The organism is Azospirillum rugosum (assembly GCF_017876155.1).
In the GTDB taxonomy this organism is placed as follows: Bacteria; Pseudomonadota; Alphaproteobacteria; order Azospirillales; family Azospirillaceae; genus Azospirillum; species Azospirillum rugosum.
Genome location: NZ_JAGINP010000013.1, coordinates 155,930 through 180,569 on the forward strand (window position 1 = coordinate 155,930; position 24,640 = coordinate 180,569).

At 70.9% G+C, this 24,640-nt stretch carries 22 protein-coding genes and 1 tRNA gene; 11 read left to right on the forward strand and 12 right to left on the reverse strand.

Features of this window, described 5'->3' with window-relative positions:
• Positions 1-52 precede the first annotated feature (52 nt).
• From J2851_RS35835 to J2851_RS18625, 5 genes are all read right to left on the reverse strand, one after another.
• Positions 53-1,951 carry a sensor histidine kinase gene (locus tag J2851_RS35835; RefSeq protein ID WP_246500757.1) on the reverse strand — a complete coding sequence of 633 codons (1,899 nt, stop codon included), beginning with the start codon at positions 1,949-1,951 and terminating at the stop codon, positions 53-55.
• 145 nt (positions 1,952-2,096) lie between these two features.
• The gene (locus tag J2851_RS18610; RefSeq protein ID WP_209767898.1) at positions 2,097-4,088 is read right to left on the reverse strand and encodes a methyl-accepting chemotaxis protein; all 1,992 of its coding nucleotides are present in this window, start codon (positions 4,086-4,088) and stop codon (positions 2,097-2,099) included.
• Between the two features lie 131 nt (positions 4,089-4,219).
• A complete protein-coding gene (locus tag J2851_RS18615) occupies positions 4,220-5,908 on the reverse strand; it encodes an oligopeptide/dipeptide ABC transporter ATP-binding protein (protein ID WP_209767899.1) in 1,689 nt (562 codons plus the stop codon).
• Positions 5,905-6,726: an ABC transporter permease subunit gene (locus J2851_RS18620; RefSeq protein WP_209767901.1), complete on the reverse strand. Its 822-nt coding sequence runs from the start codon at positions 6,724-6,726 to the stop codon at positions 5,905-5,907. Before J2851_RS18620 ends, J2851_RS18615 begins: the two co-directional genes overlap by 4 nt.
• A gap of 17 nt (positions 6,727-6,743) precedes the next feature.
• The gene (locus J2851_RS18625; RefSeq protein ID WP_209767903.1) at positions 6,744-7,541 is read right to left on the reverse strand and encodes an ABC transporter permease subunit; all 798 of its coding nucleotides are present in this window, start codon (positions 7,539-7,541) and stop codon (positions 6,744-6,746) included.
• 233 nt (positions 7,542-7,774) lie between these two features.
• Between J2851_RS18625 and J2851_RS18630 the strand changes: the two genes are divergently transcribed.
• From J2851_RS18630 to J2851_RS18640, 3 genes are all read left to right on the forward strand, one after another.
• A complete protein-coding gene (locus J2851_RS18630) occupies positions 7,775-10,051 on the forward strand; it encodes a VTT domain-containing protein (RefSeq protein ID WP_209767905.1) in 2,277 nt (758 codons plus the stop codon).
• Entirely contained in the window at positions 10,048-10,860 is an 813-nt protein-coding gene (locus J2851_RS18635; RefSeq protein WP_209767907.1) for an endonuclease/exonuclease/phosphatase family protein, read from the forward strand. Before J2851_RS18630 ends, J2851_RS18635 begins: the two co-directional genes overlap by 4 nt.
• 308 nt (positions 10,861-11,168) lie before the next feature.
• Positions 11,169-12,395 (forward strand): polyhydroxyalkanoate depolymerase, encoded by a 1,227-nt coding sequence (locus tag J2851_RS18640; protein ID WP_209767909.1) that lies wholly within the window; start codon positions 11,169-11,171, stop codon positions 12,393-12,395.
• A 127-nt stretch (positions 12,396-12,522) separates the two neighbouring features.
• On the opposite strand, the gene J2851_RS18645 is transcribed toward J2851_RS18640, so the two are convergent.
• Entirely contained in the window at positions 12,523-14,055 is a 1,533-nt protein-coding gene (locus J2851_RS18645) for a YifB family Mg chelatase-like AAA ATPase (protein WP_209767911.1), read from the reverse strand.
• Between the two features lie 168 nt (positions 14,056-14,223).
• On the opposite strand from J2851_RS18645, the gene J2851_RS18650 reads away from it, so the two are divergent.
• From J2851_RS18650 to J2851_RS18665, 4 genes are all read left to right on the forward strand, one after another.
• Positions 14,224-14,970 (forward strand): creatininase family protein, encoded by a 747-nt coding sequence (locus J2851_RS18650; protein ID WP_209767912.1) that lies wholly within the window; start codon positions 14,224-14,226, stop codon positions 14,968-14,970.
• A gap of 239 nt (positions 14,971-15,209) precedes the next feature.
• Positions 15,210-16,712, forward strand: a complete 1,503-nt coding sequence (locus J2851_RS18655; RefSeq protein WP_209767914.1) for an ABC transporter substrate-binding protein — start codon at positions 15,210-15,212, stop codon at positions 16,710-16,712.
• A 43-nt stretch (positions 16,713-16,755) separates the two neighbouring features.
• On the forward strand, positions 16,756-17,703 hold the full coding sequence (locus tag J2851_RS18660) for an ABC transporter permease (RefSeq protein WP_209767916.1): 948 nt from the start codon (positions 16,756-16,758) through the stop codon (positions 17,701-17,703).
• A complete protein-coding gene (locus J2851_RS18665) occupies positions 17,700-18,530 on the forward strand; it encodes an ABC transporter permease (protein ID WP_209767917.1) in 831 nt (276 codons plus the stop codon). Before J2851_RS18660 ends, J2851_RS18665 begins: the two co-directional genes overlap by 4 nt.
• A 163-nt stretch (positions 18,531-18,693) precedes the next feature.
• Here the strand turns inward: J2851_RS18665 and J2851_RS18670 are convergent, their stop codons facing one another.
• Positions 18,694-20,340, reverse strand: coding sequence for a hypothetical protein (locus tag J2851_RS18670; protein WP_209767918.1), 1,647 nt, complete (start codon positions 20,338-20,340; stop codon positions 18,694-18,696).
• 180 nt (positions 20,341-20,520) lie between these two features.
• Positions 20,521-21,021 carry a xanthine phosphoribosyltransferase gene (gene gpt / locus J2851_RS18675; protein WP_209767919.1) on the reverse strand — a complete coding sequence of 167 codons (501 nt, stop codon included), beginning with the start codon at positions 21,019-21,021 and terminating at the stop codon, positions 20,521-20,523.
• Positions 21,022-21,229: 208 nt separating this feature from the next.
• Here gpt and J2851_RS18680 point away from each other — a divergent pair.
• Positions 21,230-21,306: transfer RNA gene (locus J2851_RS18680), tRNA-Arg, on the forward strand.
• Between the two features lie 61 nt (positions 21,307-21,367).
• Here J2851_RS18680 and J2851_RS18685 read toward each other — a convergent pair.
• Together J2851_RS18685 and J2851_RS18690 are read right to left on the reverse strand one after the other, a co-directional pair.
• Positions 21,368-21,562 carry a hypothetical protein gene (locus tag J2851_RS18685; RefSeq protein ID WP_209767920.1) on the reverse strand — a complete coding sequence of 65 codons (195 nt, stop codon included), beginning with the start codon at positions 21,560-21,562 and terminating at the stop codon, positions 21,368-21,370.
• Between the two features lie 80 nt (positions 21,563-21,642).
• Positions 21,643-21,834 (reverse strand): hypothetical protein, encoded by a 192-nt coding sequence (locus J2851_RS18690; RefSeq protein WP_209767921.1) that lies wholly within the window; start codon positions 21,832-21,834, stop codon positions 21,643-21,645.
• A 374-nt stretch (positions 21,835-22,208) separates the two neighbouring features.
• Here J2851_RS18690 and J2851_RS18695 point away from each other — a divergent pair, with 374 nt between their 5' ends.
• A complete protein-coding gene (locus tag J2851_RS18695) occupies positions 22,209-22,760 on the forward strand; it encodes a YgjV family protein (protein WP_209767922.1) in 552 nt (183 codons plus the stop codon).
• A gap of 51 nt (positions 22,761-22,811) precedes the next feature.
• Here J2851_RS18695 and J2851_RS18700 read toward each other — a convergent pair whose 3' ends face one another.
• Positions 22,812-23,327: a ferritin-like domain-containing protein gene (locus J2851_RS18700; RefSeq protein ID WP_209767924.1), complete on the reverse strand. Its 516-nt coding sequence runs from the start codon at positions 23,325-23,327 to the stop codon at positions 22,812-22,814.
• Between the two features lie 194 nt (positions 23,328-23,521).
• Between J2851_RS18700 and J2851_RS18705 the strand changes: the two genes are divergently transcribed.
• Both J2851_RS18705 and J2851_RS18710 read left to right on the forward strand, forming a co-directional pair.
• The gene (locus tag J2851_RS18705) at positions 23,522-23,968 is read left to right on the forward strand and encodes a ferritin-like domain-containing protein (protein WP_246500758.1); all 447 of its coding nucleotides are present in this window, start codon (positions 23,522-23,524) and stop codon (positions 23,966-23,968) included.
• 107 nt (positions 23,969-24,075) lie between these two features.
• A complete protein-coding gene (locus J2851_RS18710; RefSeq protein WP_209767926.1) occupies positions 24,076-24,300 on the forward strand; it encodes a hypothetical protein in 225 nt (74 codons plus the stop codon).
• Between the two features lie 141 nt (positions 24,301-24,441).
• Here J2851_RS18710 and J2851_RS18715 read toward each other — a convergent pair whose 3' ends face one another.
• Entirely contained in the window at positions 24,442-24,633 is a 192-nt protein-coding gene (locus J2851_RS18715; RefSeq protein WP_209767928.1) for a DUF1289 domain-containing protein, read from the reverse strand.
• Between the last annotated feature and the right edge of the window lie 7 nt (positions 24,634-24,640).

Sequence of the window (24,640 nt, forward strand, 5' to 3'; positions counted from 1 at the left end):
CTCGGATCCGTGAAATCCGTGTCAAGTCTTGCTCGGCGACACGCGGCTTACCTTACAGCGGAAGGCAGTCGCTCTCGCACACCCGCGACGCCGGGAATTTCAGGAACACCGTCGTCCCGACCCCCGGCGCGCTGTCGATCCGGAAGGATCCGCCGTGCAGCGCGATTAGGGCGCGGGTGAGCGGCAGGCCCAGGCCGGAACCGCGCTCCGTCGCGAGGTCCCGCTGGTGCACCTGGCCGAAGGTGTCGAGCGCGGCCGGAATCTGCTCCGGCCGCATGCCGATGCCGTTGTCGGCGACGCTCAACAGAAGCCCACCGTCGTCGGTTCGCATGGCGCGCACGGTCACGCGGCGCTCGGGGGCCGTCCCGGGCGGCCGGGCAAACTTGATGGCGTTGCCGACCAGATTGGTCAGCATCTGCCGGATCAGCGACGCGTCGCCGTGCACGCCCGGCAGATCGTCGGGGATGTCCATGACCAGCCGGACCGCCGCCTCGGCCGCCCGCGGGTGCATCATGCCGAAGGTCAGGTCGACCAGCAGGGCGAGGTTGCAGGCCTCCTCGTGCAGGTCCATCCGGCCGGCCTCGATCTTCGCGAGGTCGAGCAGGTTGTTGATGAGGTCCAGCATATAGACGCCGGCCGCCGTGATCTGCCCGGCATAGTCCCGGTAGCGCGGGTTGTTCGGCCCCATCATCTCGTCGCGGATGATCTCGGAAAAGCCCAGCACGGCGTTCAGCGGCGTGCGCAGCTCGTGGCTCAGATGGTGGACATAGTCGGACTTGCGCCGGTTGGCCTGCTCCGCCTCGTCGCGGGCGGCGCGCAGGTCGGCCTCGCGCGTCTTCAGGTCGGTGATGTCGGCGCGGATGCCGACGGTGCCGCCTTCCTTCGTCCGCCACTCCTCGATGCGGAGCCAGCGGCCGGTCGCCAGCTGCACCTCCATCGGCGGCCCGCCGGTGCGGTGCTGGTCGAGGCGCCGCGCGATCCAGCCTTCCAGCTCTTCGGCGGGGATCCGGTAGACGCCGCGCGCCGCGCCGACCCGCAGCACCGTCTCGAAGGGCGTGCCGGGGGTCATCAGGTCCGTGCTGTCGGAAAACAGGTCGCGGTAGCGCGAATTGCACAGCACCAGACGGTCGTCCGGGTCGTAGAGGACGAAGCCCTCGGTGATGCATTCGATGGCGTCCAGCAGCCGGTCGTGGGCGCGCCGCGCCTCACGCTCGGCCCGCACCCGCTCGGTGACGTTGCGGATGCTGCACAGGATGCGGTCGCCGTCCATCAGCGCGACCAGCTGCGCCTCGAAGGACTTGTCGCCGGCCTCCCGGCTGTTGGGCAGGGCCGGCAGGGTGAAGTCCAGCGCGGTGGACAGCTCGCCCCCGTTCAGCCGGTCCAGTGCGGCGACCATCAGGCCGGCCGCGGGCTCGGGCAGCACCTCCTGCACGCGCTGGTTCAGGAAGCGCTCGGCCGGGACGTTCAGGTCGCCCGGGCTGGCCGCGGCGAAGTCCAGGATGGTGCCGTCGCGCCGCAGCTCGAACCGGATGTCCGGGTAGGCATAGGACAGGGCGACCAGCTGTTCGTTCAGCCGCATCGCCTCGCGCCGTGCGCCGCCGTCGGCCGGAGCCTCCACCAGGACCAGATCGCCGGGGCAGGGCGCGGGGGCCAGCAGGGCGTCCACCTCCGCCGGGATGCCGTCCTCCCATGGGCCGCCGCACCGGAAGCGGATGCGCGCCGAAGCGCGGTGGCCGGCCGCGACGGCGTCCAGCGCGCGCCGCGCCTCCGCCGTTTCATCCAGACGCAGCAGGGACGCCGGGCTCTCCGGCGGCAGGTCGAGCGCCGCGCGGGCGGACGCGTTCAGCCAGACCGTCCCGCCGTCCCGGCGGATGAGCCACAACGGCGTGGCGAGCCCTTCCAGGAATTCCAGCCCGGCAATCTCCGCTTCGGCGAGCGGAAGGGCGGTCATGGGGAAGGAAGCGCGGTTGATGGCATGGCAAGCAATCTAGCAGAGACGGGGGCGGCCTGAACAGGGGCGCCCCCGCCCAAGCCCCTGCGCCCGGTTGTCCCATCCGTCTCCCGGCAAGCCCCCGCCAATTCCCGTAAAGAGGCCGTCACGCCGCCCGGACAGTGCCGAGGAAGCCGTCCACCCGGTCGCGCAGCGTGCGGGACTGGCTCATCAGGTCGTCGGCGGCCGACAGCACCTGCTCCGCGGTGCGGCCGGTCTCGCTGGCCGCGTCCTCGACCCCGGCGATGTTGCTCGACACCTCCTGGGTGCCGCTGGCGGCCTCCTGGACGTTGCGGGCGATCTCCCGCGTGGCGGATCCCTGCTCCTCCACCGCGCTGCTGATGCCGGCGGCGATGCCGTTGATCTGGCCGATGATGCCGGTGATCCCGTCGATGGCGGAGACGGCCGCCTCCGTCGCCGTCTGCACCGCGCCCACCTGGGTCGCGATGTCGTCGGTGGCCTTGGCGGTCTGGTTGGCGAGGCTCTTCACCTCGTTGGCGACCACCGCAAACCCCTTTCCGGCCTCCCCCGCGCGCGCGGCCTCGATGGTGGCGTTCAGCGCCAGCAGGTTGGTCTGGGCGGCGATGGCATTGATCAGCTGCACCACCTCGCCGATGCGGCGGGCGGCCTCGGCCAGGTTGCGGATGGTGGCGGAGACGCGGTCGGCCTCCTGCTCGGCCTGCGCGGCGATGTCCGCGGAGGTCGAGACCTGCCGGGCGATGTCGTGGATCGACGCGCTCAGCTGCTCCGCCGCGGTCGCCACCGTCTGCACGTTGCTGGTCGCCTGGGCGGACGCGGCCGACACGGTGGCCGCGCGCTCGCTGGCGCGGATGGCGGTGGCGGTCATCTGCTCGGCCGAGCTGCGCGTCTGCGTCGCCGCGTTGACGACGCCCTCCACGATGGCGTTGACGCTCTCCTCGAAGTCGTCGGCCAGCCGGGTCAGCATGCGGCGCTTCTCCGCCTCGGCGGCGGCGCGGTTCTTCTCCTGCTCGGCGCGGAGTCGTTCGTTGTCGGCCGCCCCCGCCTTGAACACCTCCAGCGTGCGGGCCATCCGGCCGATCTCGTCGCGGCGGTCCAGCGCCGGCACGGTGGTGTCCAGGTCGTTGGCGGCAATCGCCTGCATGGCGACGCTCATGCGGCCGAGCGGCCCGGCGATGCTCTGCCCCAGGACGACGCTGGCCAGGCCGGCCAGCAAGGCCGTGGCGATGATGGACCAGACCATCAGCGTGACCGTCTCGTCGCGGTTGGCCGCCATGGCGTCGCGGGCGCTGTCGGCCTCCGCGTTCATCAGGGCGATCAGCGCCTCCAGCGGCGGCACCATCGCCGCCCCGCCCGCGCGGACCGCTTCCTTCTGCGGAACCTGCGACAGGTAGGTGTCGGCGAAGGCGATGAACGCCTGCTCATACCGGGCGCGCAGCCCCTCCACGACCTTCAGCTCCGACGGGTCGAGCTTCGCCGCGGCCAGCTGCTGGCCGAAATCCTTCAGGCTCCGCAGCAGCCGGTCGCGGTCGATCGGCTTGGAGCGCAGCAGCAGGTCGCTCTCGTACCGGCGCACCTGGAGGATCAGCACCTGGAGGCGGGAGAGGGTGGCGTCGTCGGGCGTCAGCTCGTAATTCTCCTGAAGCCGCAGCTCCAGGTCCATCGCCGCCTTGTTCAGCGCGGCCTGCAGGCCCTCGGCCTCGGTCAGCCCGACCTTGCGCATGGTGGCGACCAGCGTGTCGAACTGCCCGTTCCAGACGACGACCGCCTGCTTCAGCGTGGCCAGCTTGGCGCGCGCGTTGTCGCCGGTCAGCGTCTCGGCCAGCTTGTCGATGCCGGCGAGCGCGCTCGCCATGTCGCGGCTGCGGCGGTCGACCGGGTCCTGGGTGCGGCTGTCCAGGAAGATGTTCGTCTGCACCCGCGCCGAGGCGAGATGGTCGCCCACCTTCTCCGCCGCGTCGGACGCGGCGCTGGCCGCCCGGTCGATGCCCGCCATGCGGTTCTGCACCGTTCGGCTTTCCCAGAACACCGCAAGCACGACCAGCAGCCCGGCAATGCCGAGCGCCGCGATGGTCATGATCTGGAAACGGACGGAGAACCGAGAGAGAAAGGTGGTCATGCAACCTCCGAGGAGCAAAAGTCTCCGCGGACGGCGGGAAAGGGCCGAGCCGGAGCGTCGGGGTGCATGGATAAATTGTGCAGATGCGAAGCGTCAAACCGAATGAAATATATCTGTGGGCCGATGCGCTCCTATGACGCACCCTGACTGTTCGTCTCCCAGTAGTGACAGGCGATGCGGTGGCTGGTCGCCGCGCCTTCCAGCGCGGGGGGCTCCTGGGCGCAGTGATCGCGCGCCAGCGGGCAGCGGAGGCGCAGCGCGCAGCCGGACGGCGGGGCAAGGGCGGAGGGCGGATCGCCCGGCAGCCCGGACCCGAATTCACCACCGCTTCCGCCACCCTTGGCGCCCTGCGCCACGGCCAGCATCGCGCGGGTGAGCGGGTGGCGCGCCCCTTCAACAAGGGCGGCGCTGTCCGCCGCCTCGACGATCCGGCCGAGCAGCAGGACGAGCGCGCGCCGCCCCACCCTCAGGGCGTCGCTCGCGTCCTGGGTGGCGTAGACCAGGGCGAGCCGGCGGCGGCGGCGCACCTCCATCAGCCGCGCCAGGAAGGCCGCGCGGTCCGCCCCCGCCAGCGTGGCGGCGGGCTCGTCGCAGACCAGAAGGCGCGGCTCCGGCAGCAGCGCGCGGGCGAGCCCGGCGTGCGCGGCTTCCGCGGCGTCCAGGGCGGCGGGGTGCAGCGCCGCGACGGCCTCGTGCAGCCCCACCTCGCGCAGGGCGTCGGCGATGCGGGGGCCGCGGTCGGCGGCGGGGATGTCCGGGCGCAGCGTTTCCAGCAGCTCGGCCATCTGCGCGCCCACGGTCATGCCCGGGTCGAGCGCCGCGGCGGGGTCGGGGAACAGCATCTGCAGGTCGCGGCGCGCCCGGCGCAGCGCGTCCGGCGGCGCGCCGGCGAGGTCGCGGCCGAGCCAGGCGACCTGCCCGCCGGACGGTGGCACCAGCCGCAGCAGGGCGCGTGCCAGCACCGACTTGCCGCTGCCCGACTCGCCGACCAGAGCCAGCGTGTCGCCCTCGGCCAGGTCGAAGCCGACGCCGTCGACCACGGTCAGCCAGCGATCCTCCCCCGTCCAGGTCCGGCCCAGGCGGAAGGCGACGCGCAGGTCGCGCACCGACAGGGCCGGGGCGCCGGCCGGCGGCGGTTCGCGGTTCACGTCCCCGTCAGCGGCCAGACCCGGCGGGGGCGGCGCCGGGCGCAGCCGGTCCGCCTCCAGCAGCAGCCTGCGGTCGGCGGGGCCGGCGACGCCCTCCTCCGCCCGCCCGGCGATCAGCAGGGCCGCCCCGTTTTCCCGCGCCCAGCCGGCCAGGCGGTCCAGCATCCAGGCCCGCTGAGTCGGGTCCAGCGCCGCGGCCGGAGCGTCGGCCAGCAGCACCGCCGGCTGCGCCGCCACGGCCAACGCCAGAACTGCGCGCCAGCGCTGCGCCTCCGACAGCTCGTGGGGGTAGAGCGACAGCCGGCGCGCGGCGGCGGGCATCCGGAACCACTCCAGCGCCTCCACCGCCCGGCGCAGGGCCATGTGCTCGTCGAGGCCCAGGTGATGGTGCAGCAGCTCGACGAACTGCGCCCCCAGCGTCCGGTGCGGGAACAGGGTCCCGTCCGCGGTGACCAGGATGCGGCGGCCCACCGTCCGGACGGTCCCGTCGCAGGTCAGGTCGGGCGGCGCCAGCCCGGCCAAGGCTTTCAACAGCAGGCTCTTGCCCGACCCCGCCGCGCCGGTGACGGCCAGCACCTCCCCCGCACCGACCGCGAAGGTCAGGCGGTCGAGCAGGACGGCGTCGCCGGCGAGAAGCGAGAACCCCTCGACGGATAGGAGTGGCGTTGTCACGGCCGGCCTCCGCCCGCGGTGCGCGGGGTCTCGCCGCTTGCGGCGGCGGCGCGCAGGCCGTCCCCGACCGCGTGCAGCGCCCACAGGCTCAGGGCCAGCAGCAGCGCCGGGGCGGCGAGCGCCGCCGGATCGCCGGCCCGGACCGCCGCGGCGAGCGCCGCGCCCCAGCTCGGCACCGAGCCGGGCAGGCCAAGGCCGAGCAGCCCGGCGAAGCTCTCCGCCGCGAGCGCGCGGGGCAGCGCGGTCCAGGCCGCCGCGGCCAGCGGCAGCGCGGCGTTGGGGATCAGGTGGCGGCGCAGGATGCGTCCCGGCGGCACCCCCGCCGCCTGGGCGGCGGCCAGGAACTCGCGGCGCAGCAGGGCGCGCAGCTCCGCCCGCGTGACCAGGGCGATGAAGGGCGCCGCGGTCAGGGCGGCGGCCGGGGCCAGCACCCCCGGCCCGCGCCCGGCCAGCCCGGCGGCGAGCGGCAGGGCCAGCGCCAACGGCAGCCCGGCCAGCCGCTCCGCCAGCCCCATCAGGCTGCGTTCCGCGCGCGGTCCCAGCGCCGTGGCCGCGATGCCCCAGGCCAGCCCCGCCGCGGCGCCAAGCAGCCCGCCGAGCAGCGCGAAGGACAGGCTGCCCTGCCCAGCGGCCAACGCCCGCTCCAGCGGGCCGTTGCCGAGCAGGGGGGCAGTCGGCACGCAGAACAGCAAGGTGATCAGCACGACGAGTCCCACCGATGCGGAGGGACGCTCGACCAGCCGCCGGCCGGCAGCCCGCCAGGGGGATTCGGGCCAGAGGGATTTGGGGGTCGCGGCCGTGCCGCGGGTGCGATCCATGCTTTTCCGATCCACCATCACGGGCGCCGCGCCCGCGGGTCGAGCCAGCCGTGCAGCACCGCACCGCCGGCCCCCAGCAGAACCGCCAGCCCGCACAGCGCGGCCAGCGCCGGAATGGCGGTCCCGGCGTTGCCAGTGCTGGCTGCGGTGGTGAACAGGCGGCCGGCGCCGGGCAGGCCGAACAGGCTTTCCGCGGCGACGGCCCCGGTCACCGTCGCGACCGCCGCGATCCGCAGGCCGCCCGCCACCGCCGCGACGCCCAGCGGCACCGCATGGTGCCACACCACCGCCCGCTCGCCGAGGCCGCGCCCGCGCGCCGCCATCAGCGCCACGCTGCCCGGCGCCCTGGGAAGCTCATCCCCGAAACCGTCGCCGGAGGGGCCGTGCAATTCGTCGTCCAGCGCCTCCCGCGCCAGCCGGGCCGTCTGCGCGGCCGGGGGGACGGCCAGCGCCAGCCAGACGAGCGGCAGCGCCGCCAGGGCGCTCCGCCCTTCCATGGCAAAGGACGCGGCGAAGACCGCGGCGAGCAGGAAGCCCGGCAGTCCCGGTCCCAGCGCGCCGAGCGTCCGGCCGGCGCCCCCGGCGAGCGAGCGCGGGCGCAGGCTGGCCGCCAGCCCGAGCAGCGCGCCGAGCAGGGTGCCCGCCGCCAGCGGCGGCACGACCAGCGCGCCGGTCACCGGCAGCCCGACCAAGGCGGCCCGCAGCGCGCCACTCCAGTCGTGGGCGTAAGCCGCCGCGGCCAGCGCGGCGCACAGGGCGAAGACGAGCAGGGCGGGCACCACGGCGGCAAGCCGGCGTAGGGCGAAGCTCAGCATCGGCGGTGCGGCGTCATGGCGTTGGAAGGGTCGTCAGCGGACAGTTCAAAAGTACGGCTCGGGGTGCTGGCCGAAAGGGTTGGCCCCGACGGTACGCGGGATGTTGCCGGTCGGGCAACGAAATTTCGCCTGACGGCGTGGGCTGGGAGGGATCGCGTCCCCAGGTGTTGTTCGTGGCAGCGACTCCGCTTGCCCACGCCCGCCCAACCCCGTCCGACACCCGGCCACACCGCATGCTCGCACCCCGTCCCGATCCCACCCGTCACCCCCTCGGCCAGCCGGAGCCGGCCGTTCCCGTCCAGGGGCCCTCCCCGATCCTGGTCCCCGGCCACACGGTCTGGCGGGTGGAACAGGCGGCGCGCGTCGGCGTGATCATCGACGCGGAGGATTATTTCGCCATCGCCAAGGCTGCCATGCGGCGGGCGCGGCGCAGCATCTACCTGACCGCCTGGGATTTCGACGCGCGCATCCGGCTGACGCCGCAGCTGCGCCGCCCGCGCCGTCCGGACCGGCTGGGCAACCTGCTGAACTGGCTGGCCGCGACCCGGCCCGACCTGAGCATCCACGTGCTGAAGTGGGACTATGCGGAGCTGTTCGACCTCGCCCGCTGGTCGAAGCCGCTGTTCCTGCGCAACTGGCTGAGCCACCCGCGCCTGCACTATCGGCTGGACAGCGACCACCCCGCGGGCGCCTGCCACCACCAGAAGATCCTGGTCATCGACGACCAACTGGCCTTTTGCGGCGGGCTGGACATCACCGCCAACCGCTGGGACACGCGCGCCCACCGCGCCGACGAGCCGCTGCGCCGCCAGCCGGACGGCAACCCGTACGAGCCCTTCCACGACGTGATGATGGCGGTGGACGGCGACGCCGCCCGCGCCATGGCGGAGCTGTTCCGCGAGCGCTGGCACCGCGCCACCGGCACGCGGCTGGAGCCGCCGCCCCCGCCGGCGTCGTTCCGGTCGCGCCCGCACCGCCTCAGCATCAACGCCAAGCGCGCCGCCGTCCACAGCCTGGATCCCTGGCCGCCGACCCTGACCCCGCTGCTGCGCGACATGCCCATCGGCATCGCCCGCACCAACCCCGCCTGGAACGGCCGCGACGAGGTGCGCGAGGTGGAGGCGCTGTATGTGGAGGCCATTCGCTCCGCCCAGCGCTTCATCTATCTGGAAAGCCAGTATTTCGCCTCCACTGCGGTGGCCGACGCGCTGAAGGCGCGGCTGGCCGAGCCCGACGGGCCGGAGGTGGTGATCGTCAACCCGGTGCGCACGACCAGTTGGCTGGAGAACACCGTCATGCTGGGATCCCGCGCCCGCCTGACGCGGGAGCTGCGGGAAACGGACAAGCACGGCCGCTTCCGCCTGTACGTCGCCCTCACCGACGGCGGGGCCTGCATCACCGTGCACGCCAAGGTGATGGTGGTGGACGACCGGCTGCTGCGCATCGGCTCCGCCAACCTGAACAACCGCTCCATGGGGCTGGACACCGAATGCGATTTGGCGCTGGAGGCGCCGGCTGGCCGGGAGGAGGGACGGCAGGCCCGCCGGGCCATCGGGGACGTGCGCAACTCCCTGGTGGCGGAGCATCTCGGCGTCGCCCCGGAAAGCGTGGCGGCGGAGCTGCGCCGCAGCGGCTCGCTCGTCCGCACCATCGAGGCGCTGCGCCGTCCCGACGGCCGCACCTTGCAGCCGATGGAGGACCAGGAGCCCGGCGCGCTCGCCGCGGCCGTCGCCGAGGCGCGGGTGTTCGACCCGGAACGGCCGGTCGGGGCGGTGGAGATCGTGCGCCGGGTCCTGCCCTCCAGCATCCCGCGCCGGCACCATTGGATCGCGCTGTTCGCCGTCCTGCTGCTGGTCGGCGGCATGTGGGGCCTGTGGAACCACACCCCCTTGCAGGAATGGGCGACGCTCGACGGCGTGCTCGCCGCCATCGCGCGGGTGCGGGAGGTCGCCTTCGGCCCGCTCTGGCTCGTGCTGCTCTACGTCGCCGGCGGATTCGTGATGTTCCCGGTGATGCTGCTGGTCGCCGCGACGGCCATCGCGCTGGGCCCCTGGCTGGGCTTCCCCACCGCGCTGGCCGGGGTCCTGGCCTCGGCCACGGCGCTGTTCTGGGCCGGCCGCGCCGCCGGGCAGAAGCCGCTGGAACGCTACGGCGGCCCGGCGGTGACCAAGATCAGCGAGCGGCTGGGCGACAGCGGCGTGCTGGCCGTCGCCGCCGTGCGGGTGGTGCCGCTGGCGCCATTCACCGTGGTCAATCTTGTCGCGGGGGCTTCCCGGATCCGCTTCCTCGACTATCTGTTCGGAACGGTGCTGGGGATGGCGCCGGGCATCCTCGTCTTCAACCTGCTGGGCAACCAGCTGGAACGGACGATGCGGGATCCCTCGGCGGCCGACATGGCCCTGCTGGCTCTCGTGGCCCTGGTCGCGCTGTCGCTCGGCTGGGTCGGCAACCGATTTGTGAAGAAGACGGCCAAGACGGCAAAAGCAGGGAAGGGGGAGCAAGACCGGTGATCCGATTCAGCCAAGAGCGCGTCGAGCGGATCGCCGCCGCGCTGCGCGCCGCGCGTGCCCGCCGTCCGCGGCGCCGTCTCGACGGGCGCGCCGGACCGGTGCCCGAGGGCATGGCGGCGCTGCGCATCGCGACCTGGAACATCCACAGCTGTGTCGGGCTGGACGCGCGCTTCGCCCCCGACCGCATCGCCGAGGTGATCAAGGAGCTGGACGTCGACCTCGTCGGCCTCCAGGAGGTCGGCTGGCACCACCGCGGGGAGGCCGGGCTCGACCAGTTCGCCTTCCTGGAGAAGGCCACCGGCCTGAAGGCCCACGCCGGCCCGACCAAGCACAACGCGCGCGCCCATTACGGCAACGCCATCCTGACACGCCTGCCCGTGCGCGACTGCGCCCACATCGACCTCAGCGTCGGCCGGCGGGAGCCGCGCGGCGGGCTCGACTGCGTGGTGGAGGTGCAGGGGCGCCCGGTGCGCGTCATCGTCGCCCACCTCGGCCTCGACCCGTGGGAGCGTGCCAAGCAGGTGGAGACCATCATCGGCCGGGTGGCGGAGCGGCCGGACCTGCCGACGCTGTTCATGGGCGACCTGAACGAGTGGACGCCCAACTCGCCGCGGCTGAAGCGGCTGGGCCAGGCCTTCCCCGACTGCGCCAACCCGCGCAGCTTCCACGCGCGCATGCCCACGCTTCGGCTCGACCGCATCTACGCCAGCGGCGGGCTGGTGATCCCGGCCTTCGAGGTGGTGCGCACGGTGCTGACCCGTCGCGCGTCCGACCATCTGCCGGTGCGCGCGACCGTTGCGGTCCCATAATCAGCCTTTTTCTTAAAGCTTTGTCCCGCTTTGGCAACCCTCCGCGCGCGTGCGCGGAGGGGGTGCGCAGCCGGAGGTGTGCCTTTTTTCATCGCATGACTCTTTTGCAGCGCTGCGATGCGTGGTCTCAAGGCTGCACAGAACCGTTTCCATTGCAAATACATGTCCGAGCCGGGTCGTTGGGCTATTGACCTTTGGTTAGATGCCTGCACAAACTGTCCGTGGGTCATACGACCAATGTCTGGCGACCAATGTCTGGCACCCCAACCCCGACCGGGCACGGGACCAACCGCCTTAGCGAGGATCTGTTGCTTTACCATCTCTACGACATGCAGCACGCGGCGCTGCGCCCGATGCGCCTGATGGCCGAGGCGGCCCAGCACACTTTCCAGAACCCCTTCAGCCCGGTCTCCTACACCCGTCTCGGCCGCGCCATGGCGGCCGGCGCCGAATTGCTGGAGCGCACGACGCGCCGCTTCCCGAAGCCTGCCTTCGGCCTGAAGACGACGGTGGTGAACGGCGAGACCGTTGCGATCACGGAACGCTTCGCGCTCCAGAAGCCTTTCTGCAACCTCCTTCACTTCGCCAAGCCGGAAGGCACGCCGGCGCAGCCGCGCGTCCTGCTGGTCGCCCCGATGTCGGGCCACCACGCGACCCTGCTGCGCGGCACGGTGGCGGCGCTGCTGGCCGACCATGACGTCTACATCACCGACTGGGTCGACGCCCGGCTAGTGCCGCTGGCGCGCGGCCGCTTCGACCTGGACGACTACATCGACACGGTGGCGGAGATGATCCGCTTCCTGGGCCCGCAGACCCACGTCATCGCCGTGTGCCAGCCGGCGGTGCCGGTGCTGGCCGCGGTGTCGCTGATGGCGGCGGCGGACGAGGCGGTGCAGCCGCGCTCCATGACGCTGATGGGCGGCCCGATCGACCCGACGGCCAACCCGACCGTGCCGGTGCAGCTGGCCGCGTCCCGCCCGCTGTCCTGGTTCGAGCGCAACGTGATCACCACGGTGCCGGCCTACTATCCCGGCGGCTTCCGCCAGGTCTATCCGGGCTTCATCCAGCTGTCGGGCTTCATGTCCATGCATCTGGACCGCCACATCGGGGAGCACATCGGCCTGTTCCGCCACCTCGTCCGCGGCGACGGCGACAGCGCGGAGCAGCACCGCCGCTTCTACGACGAATACCTGTCGGTGATGGACCTGTCGGCGGAGTTCTACCTGCAGACCATCGAGACGGTGTTCCAGAAGCACCACCTCGCCAACGGCACCATGGTCTCGCGCGACCGCCGGGTCGAGCCGGCGGTCATCCGCAAGACCGCGCTGATGACCGTCGAGGGCGAGCTGGACGACATCTCCGCCCCCGGCCAGACGGAGGCGGCGCACCGCCTCTGTGCCTCCCTGCCGGACGAGATGCGGTCCCGCCACTACCAGAAGGGCGTCGGCCACTACGGCATCTTCAACGGCCGCCGCTGGCGCGAGAACATCATGCCGGCCGTGCGGGAGTTCATCCGCAAGCACGACGCGGTGTGAGGGTGCTTAACCCTCTCCCCTCCGGGGAGAGGGGAGGGTGAGGGGGTTGCGCTTTTGCCGGACGTACCGAGATGGCGGGACCCCCTCACCCTGACCCTCTCCCCAGAGGGGAGAGGGGAAAAGAGGATCACCGCCCCGGCGCGATGCGGCGGTAGCTCAGCGCCTCGGCGATGTGCAGGCGGCGCACGCCGTCGCTGCCTTCCAGGTCGGCCAGCGTGCGGGCCACGCGCATCACGCGGTGGTAGCCGCGGGCCGAAAGCTTCAGCCGCTCCGCCGCCTCGGTCAGCAAGGCCCGTCCCGATTGGTCGGGGCCGGCGACCCTCTCCAGCAGTTCCCCGTCGGCCTCCGCGTTGGTGCGCACCGCGCGCCCTTCCGGGTAGGGGCCGAGCGCCGCGTAGCGCTCCGCCTGGACCGCGCGGGCCACCGCCACCCGCGCGGCCACGTCGGCGCTGCCCTCCGCTGGGGGCGGCAGGCTGAGGTCGGCCGGGCTGACGGCGGGCACATCAATATGCAGGTCGATGCGGTCGAACAGCGGTCCTGAAATCTTGGATTGATAATCTGCCGCGCATTTCGGCGCCCGCGCGCAGGCCAGCGACGGGTCGTCCAGATGGCCGCAGCGGCAGGGGTTCATCGCCGCGACCAGCTGCACCCGCGCCGGGTAGGTGACGTGGTGGTTCGCTCGCGAAACGACCGACTTTCCGGTCTCCAGCGGCTGCCGCAGCGCCTCCAGCGTCGCGCGCGGGAATTCCGGGAGTTCGTCGAGGAACAGCACGCCCTTGTGCGCCAGCGAGATCTCACCCGGCTTGGCGCGCGTGCCGCCACCGACCAGAGCCGGCAGGCTCGCCGACTGGTGCGGAGCGCGGTAGGGCCGCTGCCGCAGCAGCTTGCCGTCGTCCAGCAGACCGGCGACGCTGTGGATCATGGAGACCTCCAGCGCCTCCGCCGGGTCGAGCGGCGGCAGCAGGCCGGGCAGGCGCGCGGCCAGCATCGATTTGCCGGACCCCGGCGGGCCAATCATCAGCAAATTGTGGGAACCCGCGGCGGCGACCTCCAGCGCGCGCTTGGCCGTCTCGTTCCCCTTCACGTCGCGCAGATCCAGCGGCGCCTCCGCGGCCTCCTGAAGGCGCGGCCGGGGCCGGGTCAGGACCTGGGTGCCCTTGAAATGGTTGATCAAAACCAAGAGGTTGGCGGGCGCCAGCACGTCCAGCGCTTCGCCCGCCCAGGCGGCCTCGCCGCCGCAGGGTTCCGGGACGATCAGCCCGCGGTCGCGGGCCAGCGCGTTGATGGCGGCGGGCAGCACGCCGGCCACCGGGCTCAGCGCCCCGTCCAGCGCCAGCTCGCCCAGGGCGCAATAGCGGCTCATCTCCTCGTCGGGCAGCACGCCCATCACGGTCAGCAGGGCGAGCGCGATGGGCAGGTCGAAGTGACTTCCCTCCTTCAGCACGTCGGCGGGAGCGAGGTTGACGGTGATGCGCTTGGCCGGCAGGGCGAGTCCCAGCGCGTGCAGCGCCGCCCGCACCCGCTCCCGGCTTTCCGCCACCGCCTTGTCGGGCAGCCCGACCACGGTGAAGGCCACGATGCCGCCGGACATCTGCACCTGAACGTCGATGTCCAGGACGTCGATCCCCTGGAACGCAACCGTGTTGATCCTTGCAACCATCCCGACCGTCACCCCCGAAGCTCCGCACGCGAGTGTATGAGACGCATCGGGGTTTTGCCAGCGCGGCGGGTGCGGCATGGCAGGGCCCCGCAGTCGCCTTTTGGGAAGCCGGCCGATCCGTCCTAAATTCCTGTGCGGAGACGCCAACCACAACAAGGGTCAGGGACCGTGCAACTCCTTCTCAGCACCTGGGCCGAGGCCGAGGCTTACCTGAAGACGTCCAAGGGCATCATCCTGCCCATCGGCTCCACCGAGCAGCATGGGCCGAACGGTCTGATCGGCACCGACGCGCTGTGCGCCGAGGTCATCGCCCGCGGCGTCGGCGACGCCACCGGCGCCATGGTCGGGCCGACCATCCCCGTCGGCATGGCCGTGCACCACATGGAGTTTGCCGGCTCCATGACGCTGAAGCCCTCCACGCTGATCGCCCTGCTGCGCGACTACGTCCTGTCGCTGTCGGAGCACGGGTTCCAGCGCTTCTTCTTCGTCAACGGCCACGGCGGCAACATCGCCTCGGTGCGCGCCGCCTTCTACGAGATCTACGCGGAGAATCGCGCGCTCCGCGGCAAAGACGCGCCGGACCTGCGCTGCACGCTGGTCAACTGGTGGGAGAACGCCGAGGTTTCCCGCCTGTCGAAGGAACTGTTCGGCAACAAGGAGGGCTCCCACGCCACGCCCAGCGAGGTGTCGGTGACCCAGTACGCCTTCCCCGACTCCATCAAGACCACAGCAATGGAGCCGGAGACCGCCGCGGCCGGCGGCTTCTACGACGCGCGCGACTTCCGCCGCCGCCACCCGGACGGCCGCATCGGCTCCGCCCCCGGCCTCGCCCGGCCGGAACACGGACAGCGCCTCGTCGAGGCCGCCGTCGGCGCCATCAGCCGGCAGTACGAGTCTTTCCTGGGAGAGGCGTGAGGGATGCGCTCAATCCCCTCTCCCGTCCCGGGAGAGGGAAGGGGCCCGCGCCAAAGGCGTGGGAGGGGTGAGGGTCGCGCAAGGATAATCCGCTGATCCTTGTCGGTACCCTCACCCGGCGCCTTCGGCGCCACCCTCTCCCGGGGCGGGAGAGGGTATGACGCCGCCTGCGGCCTTGCGCTCCGGCGGGCTCCACCGCATCATCCCGCGCCGAGATAACGATCGGGGGAGATGCCGTCATGCCGAACCGCACCGCGCGCCTTGCGCTTGCCGCCGCCCTTGCGCTCGGGGCGGTGACGTTCGGGACGGCACCCACCCCCGCGCGGGCGCAGGCGCGCGCGGACCTCGTTGTGGGCATGCGGCTGGAGCCGCCGCACCTCGACCCCACGGCCGGAGCGGCGGCGGCGATCAAGGAGGTCACCTACGCCAACCTGTTCGAGCCGCTGCTGCGCGTGGGCCCCGAGGGCAACCTGATCCCCGGCCTGGCGGAGCGCTGGACCGTCTCGGCGGACGGGCTGACCTACACCTTCCTGCTGCGGCCGAACGCGAAGTTCCACGACGGCCGGCTGGCCGATTCGGCGGCGGTGAAGTTCTCGCTCGACCGCGCGCGCGGGGCCGACTCGGTGAACGCGCAGAAGAGCTACTTCGCGGCCATCGCCGCGGTGGACGCGCCGGACCCGCACACCGCGGTGGTGACGCTGTCGCGGCCGGACGGGCTGTTCCTGTTCCACATGGCGACCGGCGACGCCGCCATCGTCGGGCCGGACTCGGCCGCCGGCAACAAGCAGACTCCCGTCGGCACCGGCCCCTTCAAGTTCGAGCGCTGGGTGGCCGGCGACCGCGTGGTGCTGGCCCGCAACCCCGACTATGACGGGCCGAAGCCGGCGCTGGAGCGGGTGACCTTCCGCTTCATCAGCGACCCGGCGGCTCAGGTCGCCGCCCTGAAGGCCGGCGACATCGACAGCTTCCCGCAGTTCGACACCTACGAGGCGCTGCCCCAGTTCCGCAACGACCGGGCCTTCACGGTCATGGTCGGCACGACGGAGGGGGAGACGATCCTGTCCACCAACAACGCCCGCAAGCCCTTCGACGACGTCCGCGTGCGCCGGGCCATGGCCCACGCCATCGACCGCAAGACGCTGATCGAGGGCGTGCTGTTCGGCAACGGGTCGGCCATCGGCAGCCACTTCCCGCCGCACCGCGCCGGCTATGTGGACCTGACCGGCCTCTATCCCTACGACCCGACGAAGGCCAAGGCGCTGCTCGCCCAGGCCGGCTACCCGAACGGCTTCGACACGGTGCTGAAGCTGCCGCCGCCGATCTACGCCCGCCGCTCCGGCGAGCTGATCGCCGCCATGCTGGCCGAGGTCGGTATCCGCGCGAAGGTGGAGCCGATGGAATGGGCGCCCTGGCTGGAGAAGGTCTTCAAGGGCAAGGACTACGACCTGACCCTGATCGCCCACACGGAGCCGCTGGACATCGACGTCTACGCCCGCCCCGACTACTACTTCAACTACAAGAGTGAGCGCTTCAACGCCGTGCAGGCGGAGCTGGACCGCACCCAGGACATGGACAAGCGCAACTTCCTCTACGGCGAGCAGCAGCGCGTCCTGGCCGACGACGCGGTCAACGGCTTCCTCTTCATGCTGCCGGCCGCGACCGTGCAGAAGGCCGGCCTGCAAGGCATGTGGCTGAACCGGCCGGTGCAGGCCAACGACGTGACCGGCGTGCGGTGGAAGTGACGACCGCTCCCCGCTTCGACCGCCGCCACAGGACTCGACCCGCGTGCTTGCCTTCCTCGCGCGCCGCCTGCTGACGCTGGCGCTAACCGCGTGGCTCGCCACGCTGGTGGTGTTCGCCGTGCTGGAGGTGGTGCCGGGCGACCCGGCGCTGCTGATGCTCGGCACCAGCGCCCAGCCGGAGGCTGTGGCGGCGCTGCGCCACCAGATGGGGCTCGACCGGCCGGTGCCCGTGCGCTACGCCGCCTGGGTCGGCGGGATGCTGACGGGCGACCTCGGCACCAGCCTGACCTACGCGCGCCCGGTCGCCGGGCTGGTGACGGAGCGGCTGGAGATCACCCTGCCGCTGGCGCTGATGGCGATGCTGCTGTCGGCCGGGCTGGCGATCCCGCTCGGCCTGCTGGCGGCGGCGCGGCAGGGGCGGGCGGGCGACTGGGCGGTCATGGCCTTCGGGCAGGTCGGCATCGCGGTGCCCAGCTTTTGGTTCGCCATCCTGCTGATCCTGGGCTTCTCCGTGCAGCTCGGCTGGTTTTCGGCCGGCGGCTTTCCCGGCTGGGGGATGGGCGCGGCGCCGGCGCTGAAGGCGCTGCTGCTGCCCGCCATCGCGCTGGCCCTGCCGGAGGCGGCGATCCTCGCCCGCATCACCCGCACCGCGGCGCTCGACACGCTGCGCGAGGACTATGTGCGCACGGCCCGCGCCAAGGGCCTGCGGCGGCGGACCGTGCTGCTGCGCCATGTGCTGCCGAACGCGCTGATCCCGGTGACGACCATCCTCGGCCTGCAATTCGCCTTCCTGGTCGCCGGGGCCGTGGTGGTGGAGAATGTCTTCACCCTGCCGGGGCTCGGCCGGCTGCTCTACCAGGCGATCGGGCAGCATGACCTGATCGTGGTGCAGGGGGTGGTCGTGCTGCTGGCGGTGATGGTCGTGCTGGTCAACGCGCTGGTCGACATCGCCTGCGCCGCCGTCGACCCGCGCCCCCGGGTGGCGGCGTGAGAACGCGCCGTCTTCCCGCCAGTCTGGTCCTGGGCGCCGTCCTGACCGCGCTGGTGGTCGGGGCCGCGCTGCTGTCGCTCGCCTGGACGCCCTTTCCGGCGGAGCAGATCCGCGTCGTCGCGCGCCTCCGCCCGCCGGGGCCGGAGCATTGGCTGGGCACCGACCATTTCGGGCGCGACGTGCTGTCGATGATCCTGGTCGGCGCGCGCAACTCCCTGGCCGTCGGGGCGGCGGCGGTGGCGCTGGGCGCGGCGCTGGGCGTGCCGCTGGGCCTCGCCGCCGCGGTCTGGGGCCGCTGGGGGGACGAGGCGGTGGCGCGACTCGCCGACCTGACCTTCGCCTTTCCGGCGGTGCTGACGGCGATCCTGCTGACCGCCGTGCTGGGGGCCGGGGCGGTGAACGTCGTGCTGGCGCTCGGCCTGTTCAACGCCGCCGTCTTCGTGCGGGTCACGCGCGGCGCGGCCCTGGCGGTGTGGCGGCGGGAGTTCGTGCGCGCGGCGCTGGCGCTCGGCCGCGGGCCGCTGTCGGTCACGCTGGTGCATGTGCTGCCGAACGTGGCCGGGGTGGTGATCGTGCAGGCGACGGTGCTGTTCGCCGTGGCGATCCTGAACGAGGCGGCGCTCAGCTACCTCGGCCTCGGCATCCAGCCGCCGTCGCCCTCCTGGGGCAAGATGCTGGGCGACGCCCAGACCTTCCTGTTCACCGCCCCCTTGCAGGCGATATTCCCCGGCGGCGCGATTGCGCTGACGGTGCTGGGGCTGAACCTGCTGGGCGACGGCCTGCGCGACCTGCTGGACCCGCGGCACCGGTCGTCGGGGGTGCTGTGACGCGTTTGCCCCCTCCCTAACCCTCCCCCGCTGCGCGGGAGAGGGGACTGCCGCCGCTTCGCCCAAGCCCCCTCCACCGCGTCAGCGGGGGAGGGATGGGGAGGGGGCAATACTTGACACACCCGCAAGTCCGCTTGCGTCAACTGTCAACCGACCCGGACCGTCAACCGACTGGCTTCTGGGCCTTCTCCGACAGCTCGATCAGGTCGACCAGTTCGTTGCTCTTCCAATAGCGGGACTTGCCGACCTCGGTCTTTGCGGTGGCGATCAGGTCGTCGATGATTTCACGCTCCGCCGGGCCCATGTCCCGGGCGCGTTCCAGCCGGTGGCTGAGCAGGCGGGTCATGTTGTGGCTGGTGGTCGGGATCCAGCGGCTGACGCGCTGGTCGAACACCGTGCTAATGCCGTTGATGCGCAGCAGATGCTCCATGCGCTCGTCCAGCGAGTCCGTCTCCTCGAACTTCATCGCCTTCTCGACGTTGGCGCGCATCTCCTCCAGCAGGGTCTCGCGCCACTTCGACAGCTCGTAGGTCTCGTAGCCGAAGTCGCGGGTGCGCTCCTGCCAGTCCCAGATCAGCCGGTCCAGCCAGATCACGTCCTCGTGGTCGATCACCGCGTGGCGGCGCGCCACCGCGGCCTGGGCGGACCGCTCCATGGCGATGGCGGCGACGCGCGTGACGACGATCTTGCTGGCGGTCCCCCAGGCGTTGCGGAAGGTCGGCTCGCTGCGCCGGTCCTCCATCAGGCCGGACGCGGTCACCGCCTCGATCACCTGGGCCAGCCGCTGCATCAGGGCGTTGATGCGGGCCTTTTCCTTCAGGCTCGGCCGGATCGCGGAGCCCGGGACCCGCTCGTTCAGCTTCAGCACCGTGGTCAGGGCGGCGGTCAGGAAGCGGATGGTCGCCACGAAATGGGCGGTCAGAGCATCGCTGACCGCGTTGCCGCGGCCGGGATCGACGCCGCTCTGCCGGATGTAGAGGCCCACCGCGGCGTAGTTGCGCTTCACGTTGGCCACCGACAGCGGCAGCAGCTGGGCGAGGGACGCGTTGTCGCGGAAGCGGTCGGACAGGTCGTCCACCGCGTTCAGGAGCCGGTCGGCCGCGCGCTCCTGCTCCCAGGCGTTGGGGCTCGGCGCCGGGAAGGTCTTCAGCTTCTCGTCGATCAGCGCGATCGGGGCGCCCGGCCCGTCGGCGTGGGCCAGGATGTCGCGCATGGTCTGGACGGTGCCGGCCTCGAAATGCGGTGCCTTGTCCAGGTAGGCCGACAGCAGGCGGGTGCGGCGCGCCCGGTTGCGCGACAGCGCGGCCAGCGCGTCGTCGGTCGTCTTGCGGCTGGACAGCACCATGTCCAGGTGCCTCACGGCGGCCACGCGCATGCGCTCCATCAGGGCCAGCGCCTCCGGCGAGCGCAGCGCGCGGTCCAGCACCTCGGTGCGCGCCATCTCGTCCAGCTTTTCCTGCGCCTCGACCGCCAGGACGGGGAAGCCGTCGCGGCTCAGCAGTTCCCACAGGGCGCCGACGTCCAGGCGCTGCACCATGCCGGGCACGGCCATGCCGGCGTGGTAGAGCACGTCGTCGTCGATCATGAAGGATTCGAACAGCGTGGTGAACAGGCGCCGGGCGCGGTTCGTGCGCTGCCGGTTCAGATGCTCGATCACATAGAGCCGGACGAGCTGGATCCGTTCCGGCGACTCGCCGTCCATCCCCTCGATTTCGCTCAACAGGTTGTAGACGAGGCTGGCGGGCAGTCGCGCGACCAGCTCGTTGATCTTCCTACGGAGGGTGGTGTCGTCGTCGGACGCGTCGAACATGCGAGTGGCGATCGCGCAATTAGAGTTGCACCGCCTTTATCGCGTATTGAAAGTTAACATTGCGGTAAAGAAACGAAGCCGCGCACGATCAATCGAGCGCGGCTTCGCCGATGTAAGCGGTGCAACCAAAGCGTTCTATGGCGCCCTGAGATCTATGATGCCCGCGATCTATGACTTTCGTCAGGATCCGCGGTGCTGCTTCGCGATCGGCTGCGAGAATTGCAGTTCGATGTCCCAGGGGAAGTGGATCCAGGTGTCCTGGCTGACTTCGGTGATGAAGGTGTCGACCAGCGGCCGGCCGGCCGGCTTGGCGTAGACGGTGGCGAAATGCGCCTTGGGCAGCATCTTGCGCACGATCACCGCGGTCTTGCCGGTGTCCACCAGGTCATCGATGATCAGCCAGCCCTCGCCGTCGCCGGCGCCCGATGCCTCGACGCCCTTCAGGACCATCGCCTCGCGCTGGTTCTGGTGGTCGTAGCTCGACACGCAGACGGTGTCGATCAGGCGCAGCTCAAGCTCGCGCGCGATGATCGCGGCGGGGACGAGGCCGCCGCGCGTCACCGCGACGATGCCCTTCCACGGGCCCTTGTCGATCAGGCGCCAGGCCAGTGCCTTGGCGTTGCGGTGAAGCTCCTCCCACGACACGGGGAAGTGCTTGTTGAAGGGAACGGCTTCGGGCACGGCTCTGGTCTCCGAAAGAAACTTGCCGCCGCTTATAACGCAAGGCCGATGGGGGACGCAATCCGGGGCTCCCGACCTGCCCGAATGGCCGGTTTGCGGTTCCGGCGCATGGGGTGAAAAAAGCGCTTGCGGCCCAAAACTCTTTTGAGTAAGTTGCGCGCCTCGACGCCGGATGGTCACCGACGACGTCGCGAAAAAGAAGCCGGATGCGCCCGTAGCTCAGCTGGATAGAGCACCAGACTACGAATCTGGGGGTCAGGAGTTCGAATCTCTTCGGGCGCGCCATTCTTCTTCCGGGATACATCAAGCCGCCGCAAGGCGGCTTTTGTTTTGCCCGGACGCAGCCTCAATGGCCTTTTTTCTTTGGCGTGCGAGTCGTCTTCGACCGCGTCTTGGCCTTGGTTGGCTTGGTCATCGCGTTCAGCATGGCGGCCTGATTGCGCTTGGCCGCCGCGGTGAACAGGCCGCTCCAGAAACCGACAGCCTGATTTGCCGCCCGGTTGGTCATGGACAGCCAGACGCTGCGCGGGCTTCCCTTCATCTCTTCCCCTCCACGGATGTCACGGATCTGTCCGGGACAACAGCGCGGGTGCGGGATCGGTCCCAAATCAGTCTCGGTCCTCAGGACGCGCGGCGTTGCCGCAGCCGTGACCAGGACATGGTCAGCCCGGCCTTTTCCGCACAGCCGTAATGCCAGGGGCGGTTTTCCGCGTCGCCGGCCCAATGGGGCTCGCCCGCCCGCATCGGCTGGCCGCAATGGCTGCAGGTGGGCCGGTCGGCGATCAGGGCGTCCAAACGGATCGACTGGTTCATCGTGGGCTCGCGGCATTGTTTCAGACGGCAGCAAATGTTGCGGCGCGGAAATATGCCGCCGGAACGCCGCCGAGGAAACGTCGCAAAGGTGAAAGGTCCAGCCCAAGCCCTGAACGATGGGGTTATACCCGCGGTCCTGGCTCAGCTTGGTCCCGATCTTGCCCCCGGTCTTGCCCCCGATCTTGCCATTGTTTTTCAAGCCGGATTTGATCCGTCGCTGCCCCGGATTTGGCGCAGCGCTATCAGCCATTCTTCATCACATGGTGATTCATATCCGCTTAACCATCCGCGCCTAACGTCCGCCGCCTTCGCAGATTTCTTTGCTGCAACGCAGCATTCCGGTGCCCCGCACAAGCGGGAGAAGGCGTCCGATCATGGTTTTCCTGTTGCACTACATGCCGCACCTGTCGCTCGTCGCGGCGACGGGGCTTGCCGGGCTCGCGCTGGGCACGCTGTCCACGCTGCTGCAGGACCGGCGCATGATCCTGGCGGCGCAGGCCGGTGCCGCCGCGCTGTTCGTCATCCATTTTCTGTGCCTGGGCGCCCACACGGGCATGCTGATGTCGGTGCTCGGCCTCCTGCAACTGGCGACCGCCTACCCGGAGGAGCGGCCGCGCTGGCTCGGCGTCGCCTTCGCACTGACCGTTCCGGCGGCGCTGGCGGTGGCGGCTGCAACGTGGCAGGGGCCGATGTCGGCCCTGTCGGCGGCAGGCTTCATCCTGGGCACGATCGGCCGCTGGCAGAACACGGTCGGGACCATGCGCCTGTTCTTCCTGACCTCCACGGTCGTCGGCGCCGGTCACAACATGCTGGCCGGTTCGGCCTTCGGCCTCGCGTCGGACGCCATGGTCCTGTCCGGCCATCTCTGGAGCCTGTGGCGCGACCGCTCCGCCACCCGCCACCCCGCGGCGCTGGCCGCGTCCTGATGACCGCACCGGCCTGGGGAGACACGCGTCTTCCCCAGGCCATAGGCAGCCTCAGCGCTTGGCTTCCGCCACGCCGGCGGTTTCCTTGCGCTCCAGATAGGTCTTGGTCAGCTGGGGCAGGCGCTGTTCCAGCCAGGCGGCCATCTCCAGTTCCTCGTCCAGGCTCTGCTTCAGCGTCCGGGCGATGTCCGGTTCACCGGCCTGTTCCGCCGCCGCAATGAGCGAGCGGTAGTTGGCGATCTCGAAATGCTCGAACGAGTAGTCGAAGATCGCCGCCTTGACGATCTCGTCGGACGTGATCACGCCGGACAGGGACTGCGCGTTCCCGATCAGCATGGCGACGCCGGTCTTGATGGCCGAGGTGTCGGTGCCAAGCTTTTGCAGGCACTGCTTCAGGCGGTCGGCCTGCCGGTTCGACACTTCGATGTGCTCCTGCACCTTCGCCAGCACCTCCGGGTAGTTCTTGATGCGCTCGGCCTGCCGCTCCAGCATCTCCACGGCCTGGCTCTCCATGCCGTGCGCGTCGCGCAGCCAGTCGATCAGGGTTTCTTTGCTGCTGTTGGCCACGTCGTCTCTCCGTCGTTTCGTTTTGGGGTTTCGTTCTCGGAACGCCCTCCATCGGGCTTGCCCCGCTCAACAGGCCGGATGCTGATCCGTTACCGAGGGCCGTTACCGAGGGGGGTACCGGGAGAGGTGCGAGGAACCTTTGGCGCGGCTGGAGGTTGACCGTTCCGAAGGGCAGCACGCCAGGGAGAGCGGCCATGATGGGGAAGGACGAGATCGTCGACACGCTCAACGATCTCATTCGCATCGTCGAGGACAGCCACGAGGCTTACCGCCAAGCCGCCGAGACGGTGCAGGAAGACGATCTGAAGGCTCTGTTCAACGATTTGGCCGCCCAGCGCGGCGCCATCGTTCGGGAACTGCAACGGTTGGTCGCCGAGCAGGGCGGGGCGCCGGACATGGGCGGCACCGTCATCGGCGGCGCGCACCGCTTCTTCCTGGAGCTGAAGAACAACGTGCTGGGCCACGACCGCGAGGCCATCCTGAACGAGGTGCAGCGCGGCGAGACGGAATGCGTCACCCGCTACGACGCGGCCCTGGAGAAGGAACTTCCGCTGCCGATCACCGCGGTGGTGGCGCAGCATCTCGACCGCATCCGGGTCGACCGGGATCGCATGACAATGTTGCGCGGGGCGACGGCCTGATCCTTTGGATTAATCCGTCCTGTTGTGGTGTTTGTTATGGTGCGGCGCACACATGAAGCGTGCCGCCGCCGCGCTTCGACACACACCTCGTCAAGGACGCCACCATCATGACCGCCCCCGCTCTGGTCGCTGAAGATCTCGTTGTTGAGGGCGCCTTTGCCCTGTACCGGGCGGAAAACCCGCACCGCGTCGCCGAATTCGGCAAGGGCAACAACGCCGAAGCGGCCATCGCCGCCGATTTCGAGACCTACAAGGGCCGCTACGTCCGCAAGTTCCAGGACCTGCGCGCCGCGCTGGAGGGGTTGGGGCTGGCGGTGGTGCGGGGGGCGTGAGGCCCGCATTGCCCCCACCCTCCCGCTTCGCGGGTCCCTCCCTCCCCCGCTGCGCAGGGGAGGGCTTTGATTGCGGAGCCGGCGGAGTTCCCTCCCCTGCGAAGCGGGGGAGGGGTAGGGTGGGGGCAATACGTCCCCGACCTACACCCCCACCGCCGCGCGCCTTCCCTCCAGCTCCACCAACAGCGCGCGTTTCGCCTCATCCGCCATCGTCTTCCACGCGCGGATTTCGGCCAGCGTGCGCAGGCAGCCGATGCAGTGCGACCGGTCCTCGGTCATCTTGCAGACGCTGACGCAGGGGGAGGGCACGGTGGGTTCAAGTCCGACGGTCATTCCGGAT